Source organism: Bizionia gelidisalsuginis, assembly GCF_008086185.1.
Taxonomy (GTDB): domain Bacteria; phylum Bacteroidota; class Bacteroidia; order Flavobacteriales; family Flavobacteriaceae; genus Bizionia; species Bizionia saleffrena.
Genome location: NZ_VSKN01000006.1, coordinates 127,606 through 146,391, shown reverse-complemented (window position 1 = coordinate 146,391; position 18,786 = coordinate 127,606). Strand labels below are relative to the sequence as shown.

At 34.9% G+C, this 18,786-nt stretch carries 15 protein-coding genes; 12 read left to right on the top strand and 3 right to left on the bottom strand.

Annotated features, from left to right (window positions below):
- Position 1: 1 nt before the first annotated feature.
- Positions 2 to 2,779 (bottom strand): putative LPS assembly protein LptD, encoded by a 2,778-nt coding sequence (locus ES677_RS06555; protein ID WP_148380798.1) that lies wholly within the window; start codon positions 2,777 to 2,779, stop codon positions 2 to 4.
- Between the two features lie 87 nt (positions 2,780 to 2,866).
- On the opposite strand from ES677_RS06555, the gene ES677_RS06550 reads away from it, so the two are divergent.
- The 10 genes from ES677_RS06550 to bshA all read left to right on the top strand — a co-directional run bounded on the left by ES677_RS06550 (position 2,867) and on the right by bshA (position 13,056).
- On the top strand, positions 2,867 to 3,982 hold the full coding sequence (locus ES677_RS06550) for an N-acetylmuramoyl-L-alanine amidase family protein (protein ID WP_148368848.1): 1,116 nt from the start codon (positions 2,867 to 2,869) through the stop codon (positions 3,980 to 3,982).
- A 58-nt stretch (positions 3,983 to 4,040) separates the two neighbouring features.
- Entirely contained in the window at positions 4,041 to 4,985 is a 945-nt protein-coding gene (locus ES677_RS06545; RefSeq protein WP_246124386.1) for an MlaD family protein, read from the top strand.
- 34 nt (positions 4,986 to 5,019) lie between these two features.
- Entirely contained in the window at positions 5,020 to 6,327 is a 1,308-nt protein-coding gene (locus ES677_RS06540; protein WP_148368849.1) for a (Fe-S)-binding protein, read from the top strand.
- 91 nt (positions 6,328 to 6,418) lie between these two features.
- Positions 6,419 to 6,772 carry a hypothetical protein gene (locus ES677_RS06535; protein WP_246124385.1) on the top strand — a complete coding sequence of 118 codons (354 nt, stop codon included), beginning with the start codon at positions 6,419 to 6,421 and terminating at the stop codon, positions 6,770 to 6,772.
- Positions 6,772 to 7,212, top strand: a complete 441-nt coding sequence (locus ES677_RS06530; RefSeq protein WP_148369193.1) for an LNS2 domain-containing protein — start codon at positions 6,772 to 6,774, stop codon at positions 7,210 to 7,212. Before ES677_RS06535 ends, ES677_RS06530 begins: the two co-directional genes overlap by 1 nt.
- A gap of 58 nt (positions 7,213 to 7,270) precedes the next feature.
- Positions 7,271 to 8,062: a (Fe-S)-binding protein gene (locus ES677_RS06525; RefSeq protein WP_148368850.1), complete on the top strand. Its 792-nt coding sequence runs from the start codon at positions 7,271 to 7,273 to the stop codon at positions 8,060 to 8,062.
- Between the two features lies 1 nt (position 8,063).
- On the top strand, positions 8,064 to 8,267 hold the full coding sequence (locus tag ES677_RS06520; RefSeq protein WP_148368851.1) for a hypothetical protein: 204 nt from the start codon (positions 8,064 to 8,066) through the stop codon (positions 8,265 to 8,267).
- Positions 8,268 to 8,299: 32 nt separating this feature from the next.
- Positions 8,300 to 8,785, top strand: coding sequence for an ABC transporter ATPase (locus ES677_RS06515; RefSeq protein WP_148368852.1), 486 nt, complete (start codon positions 8,300 to 8,302; stop codon positions 8,783 to 8,785).
- Between the two features lie 151 nt (positions 8,786 to 8,936).
- On the top strand, positions 8,937 to 11,894 hold the full coding sequence (locus ES677_RS06510; RefSeq protein ID WP_148380797.1) for a glycoside hydrolase family 3 N-terminal domain-containing protein: 2,958 nt from the start codon (positions 8,937 to 8,939) through the stop codon (positions 11,892 to 11,894).
- A 28-nt stretch (positions 11,895 to 11,922) separates the two neighbouring features.
- Positions 11,923 to 13,056: an N-acetyl-alpha-D-glucosaminyl L-malate synthase BshA gene (bshA, locus tag ES677_RS06505; protein ID WP_148380796.1), complete on the top strand. Its 1,134-nt coding sequence runs from the start codon at positions 11,923 to 11,925 to the stop codon at positions 13,054 to 13,056.
- Positions 13,057 to 13,134: 78 nt separating this feature from the next.
- On the opposite strand, the gene ES677_RS06500 is transcribed toward bshA, so the two are convergent.
- Positions 13,135 to 13,641 carry a hypothetical protein gene (locus ES677_RS06500; RefSeq protein ID WP_148368855.1) on the bottom strand — a complete coding sequence of 169 codons (507 nt, stop codon included), beginning with the start codon at positions 13,639 to 13,641 and terminating at the stop codon, positions 13,135 to 13,137.
- A gap of 142 nt (positions 13,642 to 13,783) precedes the next feature.
- On the opposite strand from ES677_RS06500, the gene ES677_RS06495 reads away from it, so the two are divergent.
- A complete protein-coding gene (locus ES677_RS06495; protein ID WP_148368856.1) occupies positions 13,784 to 16,711 on the top strand; it encodes an FAD-binding and (Fe-S)-binding domain-containing protein in 2,928 nt (975 codons plus the stop codon).
- A 30-nt stretch (positions 16,712 to 16,741) separates the two neighbouring features.
- Here the strand turns inward: ES677_RS06495 and ES677_RS06490 are convergent, their stop codons facing one another.
- Positions 16,742 to 17,590 carry a hypothetical protein gene (locus ES677_RS06490; RefSeq protein WP_148368857.1) on the bottom strand — a complete coding sequence of 283 codons (849 nt, stop codon included), beginning with the start codon at positions 17,588 to 17,590 and terminating at the stop codon, positions 16,742 to 16,744.
- A 115-nt stretch (positions 17,591 to 17,705) separates the two neighbouring features.
- On the opposite strand from ES677_RS06490, the gene aroC reads away from it, so the two are divergent.
- On the top strand, positions 17,706 to 18,767 hold the full coding sequence (aroC, locus tag ES677_RS06485) for a chorismate synthase (RefSeq protein WP_148368858.1): 1,062 nt from the start codon (positions 17,706 to 17,708) through the stop codon (positions 18,765 to 18,767).
- Positions 18,768 to 18,786 lie beyond the last annotated feature (19 nt).

Below are 18,786 nucleotides of genomic sequence, written 5' to 3'. Positions count from 1 at the left end.
ACTACAAACGGTCGTCTGGTTGTCTTCTTTTTTCATATTTAATATCCTGCAAAATATTAGATTTTATACCTATAAAGAAGTTCCAAGAGGTTCTTGCACTAAAGGGTATCCAACTAAAATTCATTTTCCAACTCAATAAATCTCTTTGAAAACGCAATTGCGTATAAGAGAATCCATTATTTTTAAAATCGTATCCAGAAGAGGCTCCAATCGTCCAACGTGGTGCTATTTCTAGATCCCCAGAAAACATTAGTGAATGAGACGAGATTTCGTTTTGTCTTGCATTATTACTGTAGTTAACGGCGTAGGCTAAGCGTACATTCCACGGAATTGAAAAATTATATAATTTACCCGGTGTTTCTTCTTCATCTTCTTCGTCATCGTCCTCATCGTAGGCATTAAATTGGTCGTCTGCAAAATCTTGGGAACGTCCAAATAAATCATCGTCACGACCACCACTTTGTAGGGTTTCATTACGGCTACTATCGCTGGTGTCATCTCCTTTACCATCGCTACTAAAACTATATCCCATAGTTAAGTTAGCGCTAGTCATTCTAAATAGACTCCCACCGTTATTAACGTTAAATTTATCTATTTTTTTGTTGTTATTATCTAAAGCATAAGGATCTAAAATGGCACCAAAATTAATATTCATTTTATTATTGAATATTTGAGTTCCTCCGGTTACTCTTACAGGATCCCACCTTAAAGAATCACCGGCTAAATTGTAAGATGTAGAAAAATTTAAATTATTTAATATAATTATCTTTTTAGCCTCTACTTGTGTGGTATCTCTATCGCGCACTTTTGCTTCAAGATTATTGGATAAATCGAAACCGACGCTACTTCTATACGTTTTATTAGGAGCGCCATATAAGGTGTTTTGAAAACGAGAATATTCTACTTCATCTAGCGTGGTACCGTCCGCATCAATTACTTCATAGGTGTCATAATACTTATCGAAAGATGGGTTGATGTTATAACTAACAGAGGGTCTCATAACATGGCGAATAGCTTGTATTGATTTTCCTTCGTTATTCTTATCAAAATTAAATAAACCGTAAATAGTGGTACCAACACTTGTATTAAAATTATAAGTACGGTAGGCATCAAAACCATTATTTTCGGTAATAACCACCTCTTCTTCTAAGGGGTCGTAGCTACGCTCGAAGCTTTTAAAGGTCCAGTTTTCTTCAAAGTTGCTTCCTGCGGTAACGCTAAAATGTTTAAAAACCTTAAAGTTGGTACTTAACGGAATCGAGTGTTTCAATCCTATTTTAGCCTCATCAAACATCTCCTTTTTAAAGAATAAAGTGTCTGTTGTTCTAATTCTGTTTTCCCCTCTTAGATTATATTGAAAGTTAATGTTTTTTATAATTCCTTTTTTAGTGCCATCGGAAGGCGCAAAGGGATAAATTCTTCCTACACTTCCTTGAAAGGTTGGAAGTGTCATATTAATTTCTTGAGTTTGCGTATTTTGAGAATGTGTTGCGGTGACACTTGTATTTACTTGCGGCTCACCTTTAAACGTTTTAGAGTAAGAAACGGAAGATGACAACGTGTTGTTTAAATAACTAGCTGCATTTACTTGGTTAACCGATTCTTGATAATATTGACTACTCCCTAAGTTTACAGAGGCCGAAAAACGAGAACTTGGGTTCGCCTTGGCATCTTGTACATGCGACCACCGTAAGTTATAAATTGTATTCTTAGAATAGTCAGGAAACCCACGTTCACTATTGATAATATTTTCGTATCGAAACCCAAAATTACCACTAAAATTATAACGTTTATTGTATTTAGATTCCAAACGGAAACCATAACTACCATTGGTATAATAATCTCCTAAAGTAGCGAGGTCAAAATAATCGCTAATAGCAAAATAGTAGCCCCCATTTTGTAAAAAATACCCCCGCTCATTTTGTTCTCCAAAACTTGGAAAAATAACTCCTGAGGTTTGTTTTTTGGTTAACGGAAAATAGGCAAAAGGCATACCTATAGGCGTTGGAACATCGTAAATAAAAAGGTTTGTTAAACCAGTGACAACCTTTTTATCAGGCACTATTTTTGCTTTACGCAATAAAAAATAGTATTCGGGATCGTCTAAGTTCTTGGAGGTTGTAAACTTCCCATTACGAATAAAAAAGACCGAATCATTTTCTTTTTTTGTTAATTCGGCAATAATTGTTCCGCCGTTTTGTTCGGTTCTCGAATTCCAAATCAATGCTTTTTCTGAGTCCAGATTAAACCGAATAGAGTCGGGTTCGATAATACTTTCCCCTTGTTTAAAAATGGGTCGCTGCGTATATTCTCCTAACGAATCCTTTATGCGTCCGGCATAAACTTCATTTTTACTATAATCTATAACAATTGTTCCGGCATTAATCTGCATATCTTGATAGATAATCTCTGCTTCATTATAGAGGTATAGCTTTTCATCTTTTTGGTTAAAAGAAGTATAGTCTTTCGCTTTATAGCTTACAATGCCTTCGAGAAGGCCTTTTTTCTGTTTTGTGGAATCGGTTATAGTAGAGTCTAAAATTTTTTCGTCTATAATAAGCACTTCCTCAGAATCAGGAATCGAATCGTTATCGGCTTGCTGTGTTGCAGTTTCAGGTTTAGGGGTAATAGGTATTCCCGAACCGGGTCTATCTTGTGCAAAGCTTAACGTGTTAATAAACACTGTAAAACTTAAGGCAAAAAGTATATGAAATCTATTTGTATGCAATGCTTTTAAATGTATTTTTGCTAAAGTATGGCTCGGTTTTTGAATTCCCAAAACTACATATATTTTTTATGAATTGTTTATTATTCAATAAAATTTAAGAAACTATACTAAAAGCTTTAAAAATAGGTTACAATTTATATGCAAACGAACAGTAAAACATTTTTCGTATCTCTTATAACAATATTAACACTTTTTGTGTTCTCTACTGCTAATGCACAGCATAATAATGACACATTTGTAGTCGTGTTAGATGCTGGCCACGGGGGAAAAGATCCTGGTAAACCTTCTAAACACGGTTTTAAGGAAAAAGACATCGCGTTAAAAATTGTTTTAGCGGTAGGTAAAGAACTAGAAAAGAATAAAGATATTAAGGTCGTATATACCAGAAAAACAGACATTTTTGTCGATTTATTTAAACGGGGTAAAATAGCCAATAAAGCGCACGCCGATTTATTTGTATCGGTACACTGTAATGCGCATACTTCTCAAGCTTACGGTTCTGAGACGTACGTTTTAGGTACACATAGAAATGACACTAATTTTAATGTAGCGAAAGCCGAGAACGAAGTAATTTTTTTAGAGGATGATTATGAAGAGAACTATGAAGGTTTCGATCCTAATTCACCAGAATCTTTTATAGGCTTAACCCTTATGCAAGAGGAATATTTAGACCAAAGTATTCAGTTAGCAAAACGTATTCAGGATAATTTCACCTATTCGTTAAAAAGAAAAAATAGAGGCGTAAAACAGGCTGGATTTATTGTATTACACCAAACGATCATGCCTAGTGTATTGGTTGAAACTGGTTTTATTACGAATACAAGCGAAGGGCGCTACTTAAACTCGTTAAAAGGTCAAATAGAGTTAGCTACCGCAATGAGTAATGCTATTGCAGATTATAAAAATGCCATCGAAAAGAATTTTGTAGATACCTATTTTATAAAAGAAGTGGACGAGGTGTCGTTAGCCATTCCAGAAAAAATAATTAACAATACTGTTTTTAAAGTGCAAATAGCCGCGAGTTCTAAAATTTTAGAACTTAAACCGTATAATTTTAAAGGACTTCAAGATGTTGCAAGAGAAAAGGAGAATAACCTTTATAAATATTTCTACGGCTATACATCCGACTATAATAAAATAAGACTGTTGGAAACTGAAGCAAAGAAAAAAGGCTATAAATCTGGTTTTGTCGTGGCTTACAGAGATGGAAAACGTATTAGTTTAGAAAAAGCCTTAAAACAAGACAATAATTAAGAGTATTCTTTCTAAATTTATTTTATTTTTGTTTCTTACAAATTAAACTAAATTTACTTTGAAAATATCAAGAGAAGTTAAAACAGCCCTTTTAGTTATTTTAGGAATTTTATTTTTCATTTTTGGATTTAATTATCTTAAAGGAGAAAATATTTTTAAAACTAAAAATTCTTACTACACCAATTTCGAGTACAATGCCTTAACTTTATCTTCCCCTATAACTATTAGAGGGAATAAAATAGGTAAAATCGACGCCATTAAATATGATTTTGAAACAGGAAAAACACGTGTTGAAATTTCTATAGACAACGATTTAAGATTTCCAAAAGATAGTAAAATTCGTTTATATGAAACGGGTTTAATGGGCGGAAACGCTTTGGCCCTTGTAGAAGGTAAAGGAAGTGAAATTGCAGAGTCTGGCGATTTTATTGCTTCTGAAGTTGAAGAAGGACTAATTACAAGTTTAACAAAAAACTTTTCAGATATTAGTACCGGTTTAGATGGCGCTCTAAAATCTGCCGATTCTTTATTAGTTAACTTAAATACTATTGTAAATGACGATACAGATAAAGGTCTTAAAAATGCCTTAGGAGAATTTAATAGCACATTAAAATCTTTTCAAACGCTATCCGCATCTTTTAATAGATTAATAACGACCAACGAAAAGAATTTAGACGGAGCAATTACAAATTTTAATAAAATTAGTGAGGATTTATCGGTGCTTTCTGGAGGTTTAAAAGAAGTTGATATCGCTCAAACAGTAGGTAATTTAGATCAAACTTTAAATAAAGTGAATGGCTTACTAGTCGGTTTAGAAAACGGAAACGGCTCAATGGGAAAACTTCTTAAAGATGAAGATTTATATAACAATCTTGAGATCGCTTCAGAGCAATTAAGAGAGTTATTGCAAGATTTTAAACTCAATCCTAAACGTTATATTCATGTGTCTGTCTTTGGTAAAAAAGCCAAAGAGTACACAGAGCCAGAAGATCCTAGAGAATAACTAAAAGACCAATTACAACTAACTAATCATAACTATGGATTATATACCAAATATTTTATTTGCATTCGTACTAATAGCAGGTCTCGGTTATTTTGCGTTTAATGTAAGAAAACTGATTCGTAACATTAATTTAGGAAAAGCTAAAGAGGTTAACGATAATAAACCTGCACGTTGGAAAAACGTAATAATGATTGCTCTTGGGCAGAGTAAAATGGTAAAACGACCAGTATCTGGTTTCTTCCACGTTATTGTTTACGTCGGCTTTGTAATTATTAATATTGAGGTTTTAGAAATTATTATCGATGGACTATTTGGCACGCATCGTATATTCTCTAGTTTAGGAAGCGTTTATGGTGTTCTTATAGGAAGTTTTGAAGTATTAGCAGCGCTAGTTTTTATAGCTGTTGTAGTGTTTTGGATACGCCGAAATGTGATTAAGATTAAACGTTTTATGAGCGCCGAAATGAAAGGTTGGCCAAAAAGCGATGGAAATATTATTCTGTATTTCGAAATGGTTTTAATGGCATTGTTTTTAATTATGAATGCTACCGACCTCACCTTTCAACAAACGGAATCTGGTAATGTAATTAGTCAATACATTGCACCGTTTTTCAGTAATTTTTCAGAGAGTGCGTTACATATCGTGGAGCGTTCTGCGTGGTGGCTGCATATTGTTGGTATATTAATATTCTTAAACTACCTCTATTTCTCTAAGCATTTACATATTTTATTAGCATTCCCAAACACCTATTACGGTAATATTAATCCAAAAGGACAGTTCGAAAATGATGCTGCCGTAACTAAAGAGGTGATGTTAATGATGGATCCAGATGCCGATCCGTTTGCAGCTCCAGCCGAAGACGCGCAAGATGAAACGCCTGCAAAATTTGGAGCGAGCGATGTGCAGGATTTAAGTTGGGTGAATTTACTAAACGCATACACGTGTACCGAATGCGGTCGTTGTACAAGCGAATGTCCTGCAAATATTACGGGTAAAAAGTTATCACCGCGTAAAATTATGATGGATACCAGAGATCGTCTGGAAGAAGTAGGGAAAAATATCGATGCTAATAAAGGTGTTTTCGTAGATGATGGAAAGCAATTATTAAACGACTATATTACGCCCGAAGAATTATGGGCGTGTACTAGTTGTAACGCTTGTACAGAGGCTTGCCCTGTAAGTATCGATCCATTAAATATTATTATGGAAATGCGTCGTTATTTAGTAATGGAAGAATCGGCGGCACCTATGGAACTCAATAATATGATGACCAATGTTGAAAATAACGGTGCACCTTGGCCTTACAATCAAATGGATCGATTAAACTGGAAAGACGAATAGTATTTCAATCTGAGTGAAGGATTAAAATCCGTTTTAAAAATGAGTAGATAATAATATGCAGAATGAATAACTCTTAATTTCAAAATAGAAAATGAATATATTTAAGAAGAACATAGCACCTCTAATTATACTATTCATACTCTTTGGATTAGGCAAAAGTCAAGCACAATCGTACACTGAAGATTCATTACAAATAAAAGCGTATACCGAAATAAAGTTTATAGAAAGTGTTGCAGAGCATATCACTTTAAAAAAAGTGTTTTGCGATTACTGTTCAGAATTTCAGACACAGAAAATAGGGGAAGAGGCATTACGACGTGCAGACCTCGAAAAATACGATTCCCAAAACAGATTAAAAAATGGCTATAAAAAATTAGCTGTTTATATAAGGATTTCGAAAGACGATTTCGCTTCAATTGTACCAGAGACAGAAACCGATAAATGATGAAAAGAGAAGATGCAGATCAGTTTTTACACGAGAAAGTCGCAGCTGGAGAAAAAATAAGCCCTGTATTACCGGAAGGTGTAAAAAACTATTTAATAGATATAGACGGTACCATTACAGACGATATCCCAAATGAAGAACCAGAGCGAATGGAAACGTGCTTACCCTACCTGGATGCCTTGAAAACATGCAACAAATGGTACGAACAAGGCCATATGATTTGTTTTTTTACCTCTAGACTTGAAGATCACAGAGCGGTAACAACCCAATGGTTAAATACACACGGTTTTAAATTTCATAGTTTATTAATGGGGAAACCCCGTGGTGGCAATTACCATTGGATAGATAATCATTTGGTGAAAGCGACACAATATAAAGGACAGTTTACAGATTTAATAGAGAAAAAAGTAAGAATTCAAGTCTTTAACGATAAGAAGTAAACAATTAATTATATCCGTTTTTACGGCTTAACATTTATAAAACTTAAACCTCATAGATATGAGCGAACAACTTAAAGTGCCAACAATGGCAGAATACATGGCAGAAGGTAAGCACCCAGAGGTTTTATTTTGGGTAGGATGCGCTGGAAGCTTTGACGATAGAGCAAAAAAAATAACAAAAGCGTTTGTTAGAATATTAAATAAGGCCAATGTAGAATTCGCAGTTTTAGGAACCGAAGAAAGTTGCACAGGAGATCCTGCAAAGCGTTCGGGGAACGAATTTTTATTTCAAATGCAGGCTGTTACTAATATAGAAGTAATGAATGCTTACGAAATTAAAAAAATAGTAACCGCTTGTCCGCATTGCTTTAATACTATTAAAAACGAATATCCGGGATTAGGTGGTAACTACGAAGTGGTGCACCATACCCAGTTTTTAAAAGGACTTTTGGACGACGGACGTTTAACCATTGAAGGTGGACAATTTAAAGGAAAGCGCATTACTTTTCACGATCCGTGTTACTTAGGTCGTGCCAATAATGTTTATGAAGCACCTAGAGAGTTAATTAGAAAGTTAGACGCCGAACTTGTAGAAATGAAAAGCTGCAAATCTCGTGGGTTATGTTGCGGAGCCGGTGGTGCGCAAATGTTTAAAGACGCTGAAAAAGGCGATAAAGAAATAAATATAGAACGTACCGAACAAGCTCTGGAAACGAAACCGGAAATTATTGCAGCTGGTTGTCCGTTTTGTAATACTATGATGACGGATGGCGTAAAAGGTAAAGATAAAGAAGGTGATGTAGAAGTAATGGATATTGCCGAACTTATCGCTAATGCTCAAGATTTATAAGATGGAACCAATCGATAAGAAGAAGTATTTGTATCCCGGAGCATTTGCTGGTTTAGTTTTTGCGGGTGTTATGGCGGCTTTCGATTATAACGATGATATTTTATTTTCAATTAGTAAATTTTTAATGAACTTCATCCTTTTTGGCGGTTTTATGGCAGCTATAAATTACTTTTCATTACGAAAAGCGCGTAAAAACAAAAAGTAATCTTTCACTTAAAAAAAAACGTAAACACAACAATGTTAGTAGATTTTAATACATTACCAGAGACCTCAAAAATTTGGATATACCAAGCAAATCGTTCTTTTTCTGATGTAGAACTAGAAGAAATAAAAGAGAAATTAAAAATTTTTATTTCTAATTGGGCTGCGCACGGTACCGATTTACAAGCGGGTTTCGAGATAAAGTATAAACGCTTTATCATTTTAGCGGTAGACCAAGGAGTACAAGCAGCAACAGGTTGTAGTGTGGATAGTTCGGTGCATTTTATTCAGCAACTAGAAAAAGAATACAATGTTGATTTAATGGATAAAATGAACGTATCCTATAAACAAGGTGAATACGTTGCTTATAAAACATTAACCGATTTTAGAAAAATGGCGAAAGATAAAGCCGTCTCTAAAAAAACGATTGTTTTTAATAACTTGGTAACCAATATTGCCGAATTTAACGAGAACTGGGAAGTTCCGGCGAGCGAAAGCTGGCATAATCGCTTTTTAAAATAATATAATTACTGCTAATTTTTATTGGCAGTAATTTTTTTCTCCACTTACTAATAAAACTGTCTTAAAGTCTTTATTTAATAATAAGAAATACACTAATTTGTCGTTGTCTAAAATGTTGCGCTTCTGTAACAGCTTTATAGATTATTATTTTATGCGAAACCTATTATATTCCCTCATATTCTTTATTTTTTCTATCTCTTTATCTGCTCAACAGTCAGGTAATCCGCTTTTGGCAAAAGATGTAAATGGTCAAAAACAATGGGTCGATAGTGTGTACAATGCCTTGACTTTAAAAGAAAAGATTGGGCAATTATATATGGTTCAAGTGTTTTCTGATCAGTCAGAAGCTAATAAAAATAAAATAATCGGACTTATAAAGGACCAAAAAATAGGAGGCATTATATACTCTAAGGGAGGCCCTGTACGTCAAGCTAAATTAAACAACGTACTACAAGCAGCTTCACAAACCCCTTTACTTATTGGTATGGATGCCGAATGGGGATTAAGTATGCGATTGGATTCTACATTTTCATTTCCTTGGAATATGACTTTAGGAGCCATTAAGGATCCCAAACTTATAGAACAAACCGGTCGCCAATTAGGAGAACACAGTAAACGTTTAGGTGTTCATTTTAATTTCGCTCCTGTGGTAGATATTAATACCAATCCTAAAAATCCTATTATTGGAAATCGTTCGTTTGGAGAAGATAGAGATAACGTTACCGAAAAAGCGATGGCCTTAATGAAAGGAATGCAAAGTGTAGGTGTATTGGCTAGTGCAAAACATTTTCCTGGTCACGGCGATACGGCAAGCGACTCTCATAAAACATTACCTACAATTACCTTCAATAAAAAACGAATAGATTCTATTGAATTATATCCCTATAGAAAATTAATAAAAGAAGGGCTATCGAGTGTTATGGTTGCGCATTTAAGCGTGCCTAGTTTAGAGGCTCGTGACGGATATCCTTCATCATTGTCAAAAACTATTGTCACAGATATTTTAAAAGAAAGATTAGGGTTTAAAGGGTTGATTTTTACCGATGCGCTGACTATGAAAGGTGTTGCCGATTTTGTAAAACCTACGTTTGACGGCGTAAATTCTGGATCAGTGAATGTTGGTGGTGAAATTGATTTAGCAGCTTTTTTAGCAGGAAATGATGTAATGCTAATGTCTGAAGATGTTGAAAAAGGCATTAATAAAATTGCTGAAGCTTACGAACGCGGTGCGATAACAGATGAACGATTACAACTTTCTGTAAAAAAAATATTGCTTGCAAAATATAAAGTAGGATTAAATAAGTACGAACCTATTGGTACAGCTAATTTAGTAGAAGACTTAAATCGTATTAAAGATTACGCCCTTTACGAAACGTTGATGGAGCAAGCTATAACAGTGGCTCACGACGATAAAAAACTATTACCTCTAAGACATCTAGAAACTAAAAATATAGCGTATGTTTCTTTAGGCGATGATGATGGCACTCCATTTTACGAGGAATTAAAAAAATATGGGAAAGTACATAAAATAGAAGATAACAATTTAGATGTTTTAATTGAAAAACTTCAAAATTATAACACGGTGATTGTAGGATTTCATAAATCTAATGACAATCCTTGGAAAGGCTACGAGTTCACCAATAAAGAACTAACGTGGCTCTATGAAATAGCACGAACAAACACTGTAATTTTAAACATTTTTACGCGTCCTTATGCCTTATTAGATTTGGAATCTATAACGAATATAGAGAGCGTTGTGGTGAGTTACCAAAACAGTAAAGTGGCGCAAGAGAAATCAGCACAACTTATTTTTGGTGCCTTTCCGGCAAAAGGGACTTTACCTGTATCAGCAGGGCCGTATTTTACAGTAGGCGATGGGATTCAGAAAAATAGTTTGAATCGTTTAGCCTATACTATTCCGGAACGGGTGGGTATGAATTCAGAAAAACTTAATAAAATAGATGCTATCGCACAATATGCCATAGATCAAAAAATGACGCCTGGAATTCAACTTCTAGTGGCTAGAAAAGGAAAAGTAATTTATAATAAAAATTTTGGAAAACACACTTACGATGGTACCAAAGTTGTAGAATCAGACGATATTTATGATATCGCTTCACTTACTAAAATTGTAGCTACTTTACCTTTGTTAATGGAGTTGGAAGACCAAGGAATTGTGTCTTTAGATAGCAAGTTATCTGATATTCTACCTTATTATAAGCATTCGAATAAGAAGAATATGACTATTAAAAAAATGCTCTCCCATTATGCCCAACTGAAACCTTGGATACCTTTTTATTATGCGACTTTAGATTCGGTCACTAATAAACCATCAAGCAAATACTACAGAACATCCAGAAAGCCAGGATTTACTACGGAAATTGCACCAAATTTATTTATGCGTGACAGTTACCAAGATTCTATTCCTAAAATTATTAAAGACACCGAGTTATTAAGTCACTTACGCTACCGTTACAGCGATTTAGCGTATTATATTATTAAGCAATACATAGAAAAACATTACGACCGACCGTTAAATGAGGTTGCTCAAGATCACTTTTATAAGTCGTTAGGCGCAAATCATACTTTATATAATCCTTATAAAACCATTTCGAACACCAAAATAGCGCCAACGGAAGTAGACGATTATTACAGATTTCAAAAGGTACAAGGTTATGTTCACGATATGGGAGCGGCAATGCAAGGCGGTGTTGGCGGACACGCGGGTGTGTTTAGTAACGCCAATGATATTGCTAAAATTATGCAAATGTATTTACAAAAAGGATACTACGGCGGTGTGCGTTATTTAAAACCAGAAACTATCGATAAGTTTAATACCTGTTATTTCTGTGAGAAAAATGTAAGGAGAGGCGTTGGTTTCGACAAACCCCAATTAGGAGAAGAAGGGCCAACGTGTGGCTGTGTATCTATGACAAGCTTTGGGCATTCAGGATTTACAGGAACTTACGCTTGGGCAGATCCAGATGAAGAAATAGTTTATGTGTTTTTAGCCAATAGAACGTACCCAAGTTCGAAAGCAAAAAATATGTTGTTAAGAGAAGATATTAGAACAGACATTCAAAAAGCTATTTACGAGGCGATTAACTAGATACTAGACATAAAAAACATTAAAAAAGGTGAAAATAGGAATAGTATGTTATCCAACGTTTGGAGGTAGTGGCGTAGTTGCTACAGAGTTAGGTTTAGAGCTTTCTAAGCGGGGCCATAATATTCATTTTATAACGTACAATCAGCCAGTTCGTTTAGAGCTCTTAGGTAATAATGTACATTATCATGAAGTGAATGTGCCAGAATATCCATTGTTTCATTACCAGCCCTACGAGTTAGCTTTATCAAGCAAATTGGTAGATATGGTGAAACTACATAAAATTGAAATACTTCATGTACATTATGCTATTCCTCACGCTTATGCAGCATATATGGCGCAAAAAATGTTGCAAGAAGACGGTATTTATATACCTTTTGTTACCACCCTTCACGGTACCGATATCACCTTGGTTGGGAGTCATCCGTTTTATAAACCAGCGGTCACCTTTAGTATCAATAAATCGAATGCTGTAACGGCAGTTTCAGAAAGCTTAAGAGAAGATACTTTGCGGTTATTTGATATTAAGAATGATATTAAAGTGATAACAAATTTTATAGATTTAAATAAATTCGATCATACTTTTACCGACTGTCAGCGTGGTATGATGGCCACCGAAGATGAAAAAATCATCACCCATATTAGTAATTTCAGACCGGTTAAACGCATATTAGATATTATAAAAACCTTTTATAATATTCAAAAAACCATTCCAGCTAAATTAATGATGGTTGGAGAAGGGCCGGAGCGCGAACCTGCCGAACGTTTATGCAGAAAATTAGGTATTACAGATAATGTCGTATTTTTCGGGAATAGTAATGAAATCGATCGTATTTTATGTTTTTCAGATTTGTTCTTATTATTAAGTGAGACCGAAAGTTTCGGGTTATCGGCTTTAGAAGCTATGGCTTCGGGCGTTCCCGTAATATCAAGTAACACGGGAGGTATTCCGGAAGTTAATGAACAAGGTTTTTCAGGGTTCTTAAGTGAGGTGGGGAATGTGGAAGAAATGAGTAAAAATGCCATTAAAATTCTTCAAGATGAAACTACGCTAAAACAATTCAAAAATAATGCTAAAGAACAAGCACGGAAATTTGATATTGCTAATATCGTTCCTCAATATGAAGCGATTTACGAAGAAACACTTAGGAATTGTAAAGAGTAAAGCTATCAATTATTACGTTTAAGACACAAAAAAAGCACTTCAATTGAAGTGCTTTTTAATTATCTGTATTTTCTGTTTTTAGAATTGGTATCTCACACCCAGCGCAATATCAAAATCGAGGTCGTTATTATCAAAACGGTCATCTCCAAACCCAAGTTCTGGTCTAAAGTCTAATGACACTAATAATGGGAAATCGAAATTATACTCGATACCTATATCACCTGCTAAGAAAACAAAAGTGTCACTATCGTCATCGTACTTATCGTATTTTTTGTAATCATCGTCAATACTATAAGCACCAAAACCAGCGCCAGGACCTGCGTACCAGTTAAAACCACCGTCAATATTCCAAACCCATTGGTAAATACCAGCCAGTTTAAAACCGTCGTAGTAGTTTCCGTCTCGCCAACCTAAATCAAGTTCTAATCTATTATTGTCTGATAACGCACGCTGATAAGAAACTTCAGCCCCAAACCCATCACTATCACCTAAACGTAAACCTATTGCATTTTTTGAAATGGTCTGTGCAGAAGCAGCAAAACCAAACCCTAAAACAGCAACAGTTAATAAAATTAATTTTTTCATATTATAAGTTGATTTTAAAATTAGTCTATCAAATTTAACCTTTAAAGTAATTGGTTGTTATGAAATTACTACTAATTTTTTGTTAACAATAGTTAGGTAATTACTGAAGAAAAACTACGATATTCGTAGTGGTAAATTAATTATGGAAGGAACGATACACAAAGCTCTCGATACATTACAACAGCAATTAAAAGGCGATTTACATTACGATAAGTTAATGCGCGTTTTGTACGCTACAGATGCTTCTGTTTATAGAATGTTACCCTTAGCTGTTGCTTTTCCTAAAACGGAAGATGATATTAGGTCACTCATTTATTTTGCTAAAACTCATAACACCTCGTTAATACCAAGAACAGCTGGTACGTCGCTCGCAGGGCAGTGCGTGGGTAAAGGCATCGTGGTTGATGTCTCTAAATATTTTACAAAAATCATCAGTTTTAATGAGACTGAAAAAACAATTACCGTGCAGCCCGGCGTAGTTCGCGATACGCTGAATAATTACTTAAAACCTTTCAATTTGTTTTTTGGCCCGAATACATCGACGTCTAATAGGTGTATGATTGGCGGAATGGTAGGAAACAATTCCTCTGGCACTACGTCTATTCAATACGGAGTGACCCGAGATAAAGTGATAGCGTTAAAAACACTATTAAGTGATGGAAGTGCTGTTGAGTTTTTTAATATGACTGCGGAAGAATTTGAAACTAAATGTAAGTTACAAACGTTAGAAGGCGCTATTTATCTATCAATTTATAATGAATTACACTCTGAAACGGTACAAAATGACATACTATCTCAGTTTCCAAAACCTGAAATACACCGAAGAAATACCGGTTATGCTCTTGATGAGTTAATTAAAACGGAAGTGTTTTCAGAATCTGATATCCCTTTTAATATCTGCAAATTATTAACTGGAAGTGAGGGCACGTTGGCCTTTACAACAGAAATTACGTTACAATTAAATGATTTACCCCCACAAGAATCTATTGTCATCGCGGCACATTTTGACAGTATTGAAAAGTGTTTAAACGCTGTGGTTCCTGTTATGAAACACCAATTGTATACCTGTGAAATGATGGATAAAACCATTTTAGAGTGTACTAAACAAAATAAAACGCAAACAGAAAATAGAACTTTTATACAAGGAGACCCAATCGCTATTTTACTCTGTGAAATAAAAGCCGAAACGCCTGAAGCCGCACAAATAAAAGCGGACGCACTCATTAAAACCATAGAAGAATCACAATTAAGTTACGCCAATAGTGTTTTATACGGTGATTCTATAAACAAAGCCGCTAATTTAAGAAGCGCTGGTTTAGGTTTGCTAGGAAATATTATAGGTGATAAAAAAGCTGTTGCTTGTATTGAAGACACTGCGGTGGCTATAACCGATTTAGCAGATTATATAGCAGATTTTACAGCGTTAATGAAGCACTTTAACCAAAACGCTGTGTATTATGCACATGCCGGTGCCGGCGAATTACATTTACGTCCAATTTTAGATTTAAAGCAATCGGATGATGTTGTTCTATTTCGAGAAATTACAACGCGTGTTGCTAATTTAGTAAAGAAATATCAAGGGTCTTTTAGTGGTGAGCACGGCGATGGCATTGTAAGAGCTGAGTTTATCCCTATTATGATTGGAGCGGCGAATTACGCCATATTAAAAGGTCTTAAAACCGCTTTCGATCCTCATAATATTTTCAATCCCGGGAAAATAGTAGATGCCTTTACAATGGATGATAATTTACGTTATGAAACCAATAGGGAAGAACCTGAGATTGAGACTTTTTTAGATTTTTCTGCATCGCAAGGCATTTTACGTGAAGCTGAAAAATGTAATGGTTCTGGCGATTGTAGAAAAACGTCTGAGTTTGGTGGTACAATGTGCCCTAGTTTTCGTGCGACTTCAAATGAAAAAGACACCACAAGAGCACGAGCAAATGCATTACGTGAGTTTTTAACCACATCTACAAAACCAAATAAATTTAATCACAAGGAACTAAAAGAAGTTTTCGATTTATGTATAAGCTGCAAAGCCTGTGCTAGCGAATGCCCAAGTAGTGTGGATGTTGCTAGTTTAAAAGCTGAATTTTTATACCAATATAATAAAGACAATCCCGTAGATTTAAGGACAAAATTATTTGCTTATAACACAAAATATAATGCAATAGGGCAACAGTTTTATCGCGTCACAAATTTTATGTTCTCAAATTATATAACGTCTTCAATTATTAAAAGCGCTTTAGGTATTGCTCAAAAAAGGTCTCTGCCATTACTATCAAAAAAGAGTTTATATAAAGAGTATCAATCTCTTGTAAATAAGAGTGTTGCTATTAAATGTATTAAAACCGTTTATCTATTTAATGATGAATTCACTAATTACTTAGACACCGAAATTGGTCGCGACACAGTAACACTTTTAAGAGCGTTGCATTACGACGTAAAGCTTATTAAAAATGAAGAGTCTGGTCGGACTTTTTTATCGAAAGGGTTTCTTGAAGAAGCCAAAGTAATTGCTAATAAAAACATTGCTTTATATAAGGATATTATTACTGCAGAAACGCCGCTTATTGGTATCGAGCCATCGGCGATTTTAACCTTTAAAGATGAATATTTAAAGCTTGCTGACGATCGTGTTTTAGCAAAAAAAATCGCCGATAAAACCTTTTTAATTGAAGAGTTTTTAAGTCAGGAAATCACTTTAGGTAATATTTCAGCAGATCAATTCACCTCACAACCTAAAACTATTAAGTTTCACGGCCATTGTCACCAAAAGGCTATGAGCAATCAAATTCACAGTTTTAATGTTTTAAATTTTCCTGAGAATTATAAAGTCACTTTAATTCCTAGTGGTTGCTGTGGTATGGCAGGTAGTTTTGGTTATGAAAAGGAACATTACGATGTGAGTATGGCAATAGGAGAGCTAACGCTATTTCCAGCCGTTCGAAAAGCACCAAAAACTACTGAAATAGCAGCAAATGGTACCAGTTGTAGACATCAAATAAAAGATGGAACACAGCGCATAGCTAAACATCCCATTACTATTTTAAAAGAAGCGCTTCTTTAATAAATGCGCTAAATAATAGAAACTTCTTAATTATTGTAAACCGAATCCTATTAATTCTTGTATGTTGTTAGAAGATCCAGTAGCAGGAATGCCTAAATCTATTCCTGAATTAGCCAAAGCAGCAATAGCCGTGGCATTAATTTCGTAGTTAAAGTAAGATTCTGCTTTTATTAACCCAACGTTTTCAGCATAATAACTCGTTACAACGAACAGGTCTTGCGGTGCTAAAATAGCAACGTTAATTGGGATGCCTCCAAAATCGATAGACGTTGCAGCACCAAGACTTAAAACAATTTCAGTCGCTACGACATTAGTATAGGTTTCATCATTAACTGTTACCGAATTATAAAAACCTAAAGATTTTGTATTGACGTCATAATTAATGGTTACCGGAAAACCCTGAATATCTTGGGTAACTTGCTCACTTACAGAAAATAAATTAGTATTATTTGAAGCATTGATATCATATAAAATAGCAGAGTTTAAAGCGATATCAAAATCTATTAAATCAGTTATTCCAGCGGGTAACTCTAAGGTTCCGTTTAAGCTTAATGTGGTATTAGAACTTGTTAAAGTACCACTAACTAAAATGCCACTCATTGTACCGTTTGCAGGTAAGCCATCGTTTGCAGTAAGCGTAAAATTGTTATTATTTATACTCTCAACAGTAAGTTCGTCGGTTGAAATGATAGGATCTGTCGTTATAGAACTTTGTGCTTCTACAGTATAATTCCAATAACTATCTAAAAATGTCGGAAAATAATTGCCATATATGGACGAATTCTCAGTAGTATCAACAGTCGTATTATCATCGTCGGAACAGGATGTAGCCAAGAATAGTGCAATAAAAAGTATAAAATAATGTGTTTTTGTAGGCATATCAGTCTATTTTTTAGAATTTGTTAAATTTATAATAAAAAATAAGAATCTCATAAAATTAAACTACTATTTTTGTTTCTGTGATTTTACAATTACATTAGCACAAAAATAAACTATGGCTGGAAATTCCTTTGGAAAACTATTTAATATTACGACTTTTGGCGAATCTCATGGTGAAGCAATTGGCGGAGTAATAGACGGTTGTTTGCCGGGCATTATATTAGATCTTGAAGCGATTCAAAATGAAATGAATCGAAGAAAACCTGGGCAGTCTTCCATCGTAACCCAGCGAAAAGAACCCGACACGGTTCAGTTTCTATCTGGTGTTTTCGAAGGTAAAACAACGGGAACCCCTATTGGTTTTAGTATTAAAAATGCCAACCAGAAATCTAAAGATTATTCGCATTTAAAAGACGCCTATCGCCCAAGTCACGCCGATTATGTTTACGATAAAAAATATGGTCATCGCGATTATCGCGGTGGTGGTCGTAGTTCGGCACGAGAAACGGCTTGTCGCGTTGTAGCAGGTGCTATAGCAAAGCAAATGCTAGGGAGTATTCAAATTAATGCCTTTACCTCTTCAGTCGGTGATATTTTTATAGATAAGCCGTATCAAGACTTAGATTTTTCAAAAATAGAGTCTAACGATGTGCGGTGTCCAGATGTGGCCATTGCAGAGAAAATGATTACCCGCATAAAAGAGATTAGAAAAGAAGGCGATACCATTGGCGGTACAATTACTTGCGTATTAAAAAATGTCCCTGTTGGATTAGGAGAACCTGCATTCGATAAATTACATGCCGAATTAGGCAAAGCAATGCTATCTATAAATGCGGTAAAAGGCTTTGAATATGGTAGCGGCTTTTGTGGTGCAAAAATGAAAGGCAGCGAACATAACGATATTTTTAATCCCGATGGCAGCACCAAAACCAATTTATCTGGTGGTATACAAGGTGGTATAAGTAATGGAATGGATATTTACTTTCGTGTAGCGTTTAAACCTGTAGCCACCATTATGCAACCACAAGAGTCTATTAATGCTGAAGGTGAGAACGTTACCATTCAAGGTAAAGGCAGACATGATCCTTGTGTGGTTCCTAGAGCTGTTCCTATTGTAGAAGCAATGGCAGCCCTCGTTTTAGCAGACTACTTCCTACTTAACAAAATGTATAAATAGAAGATTACAACTACTACAA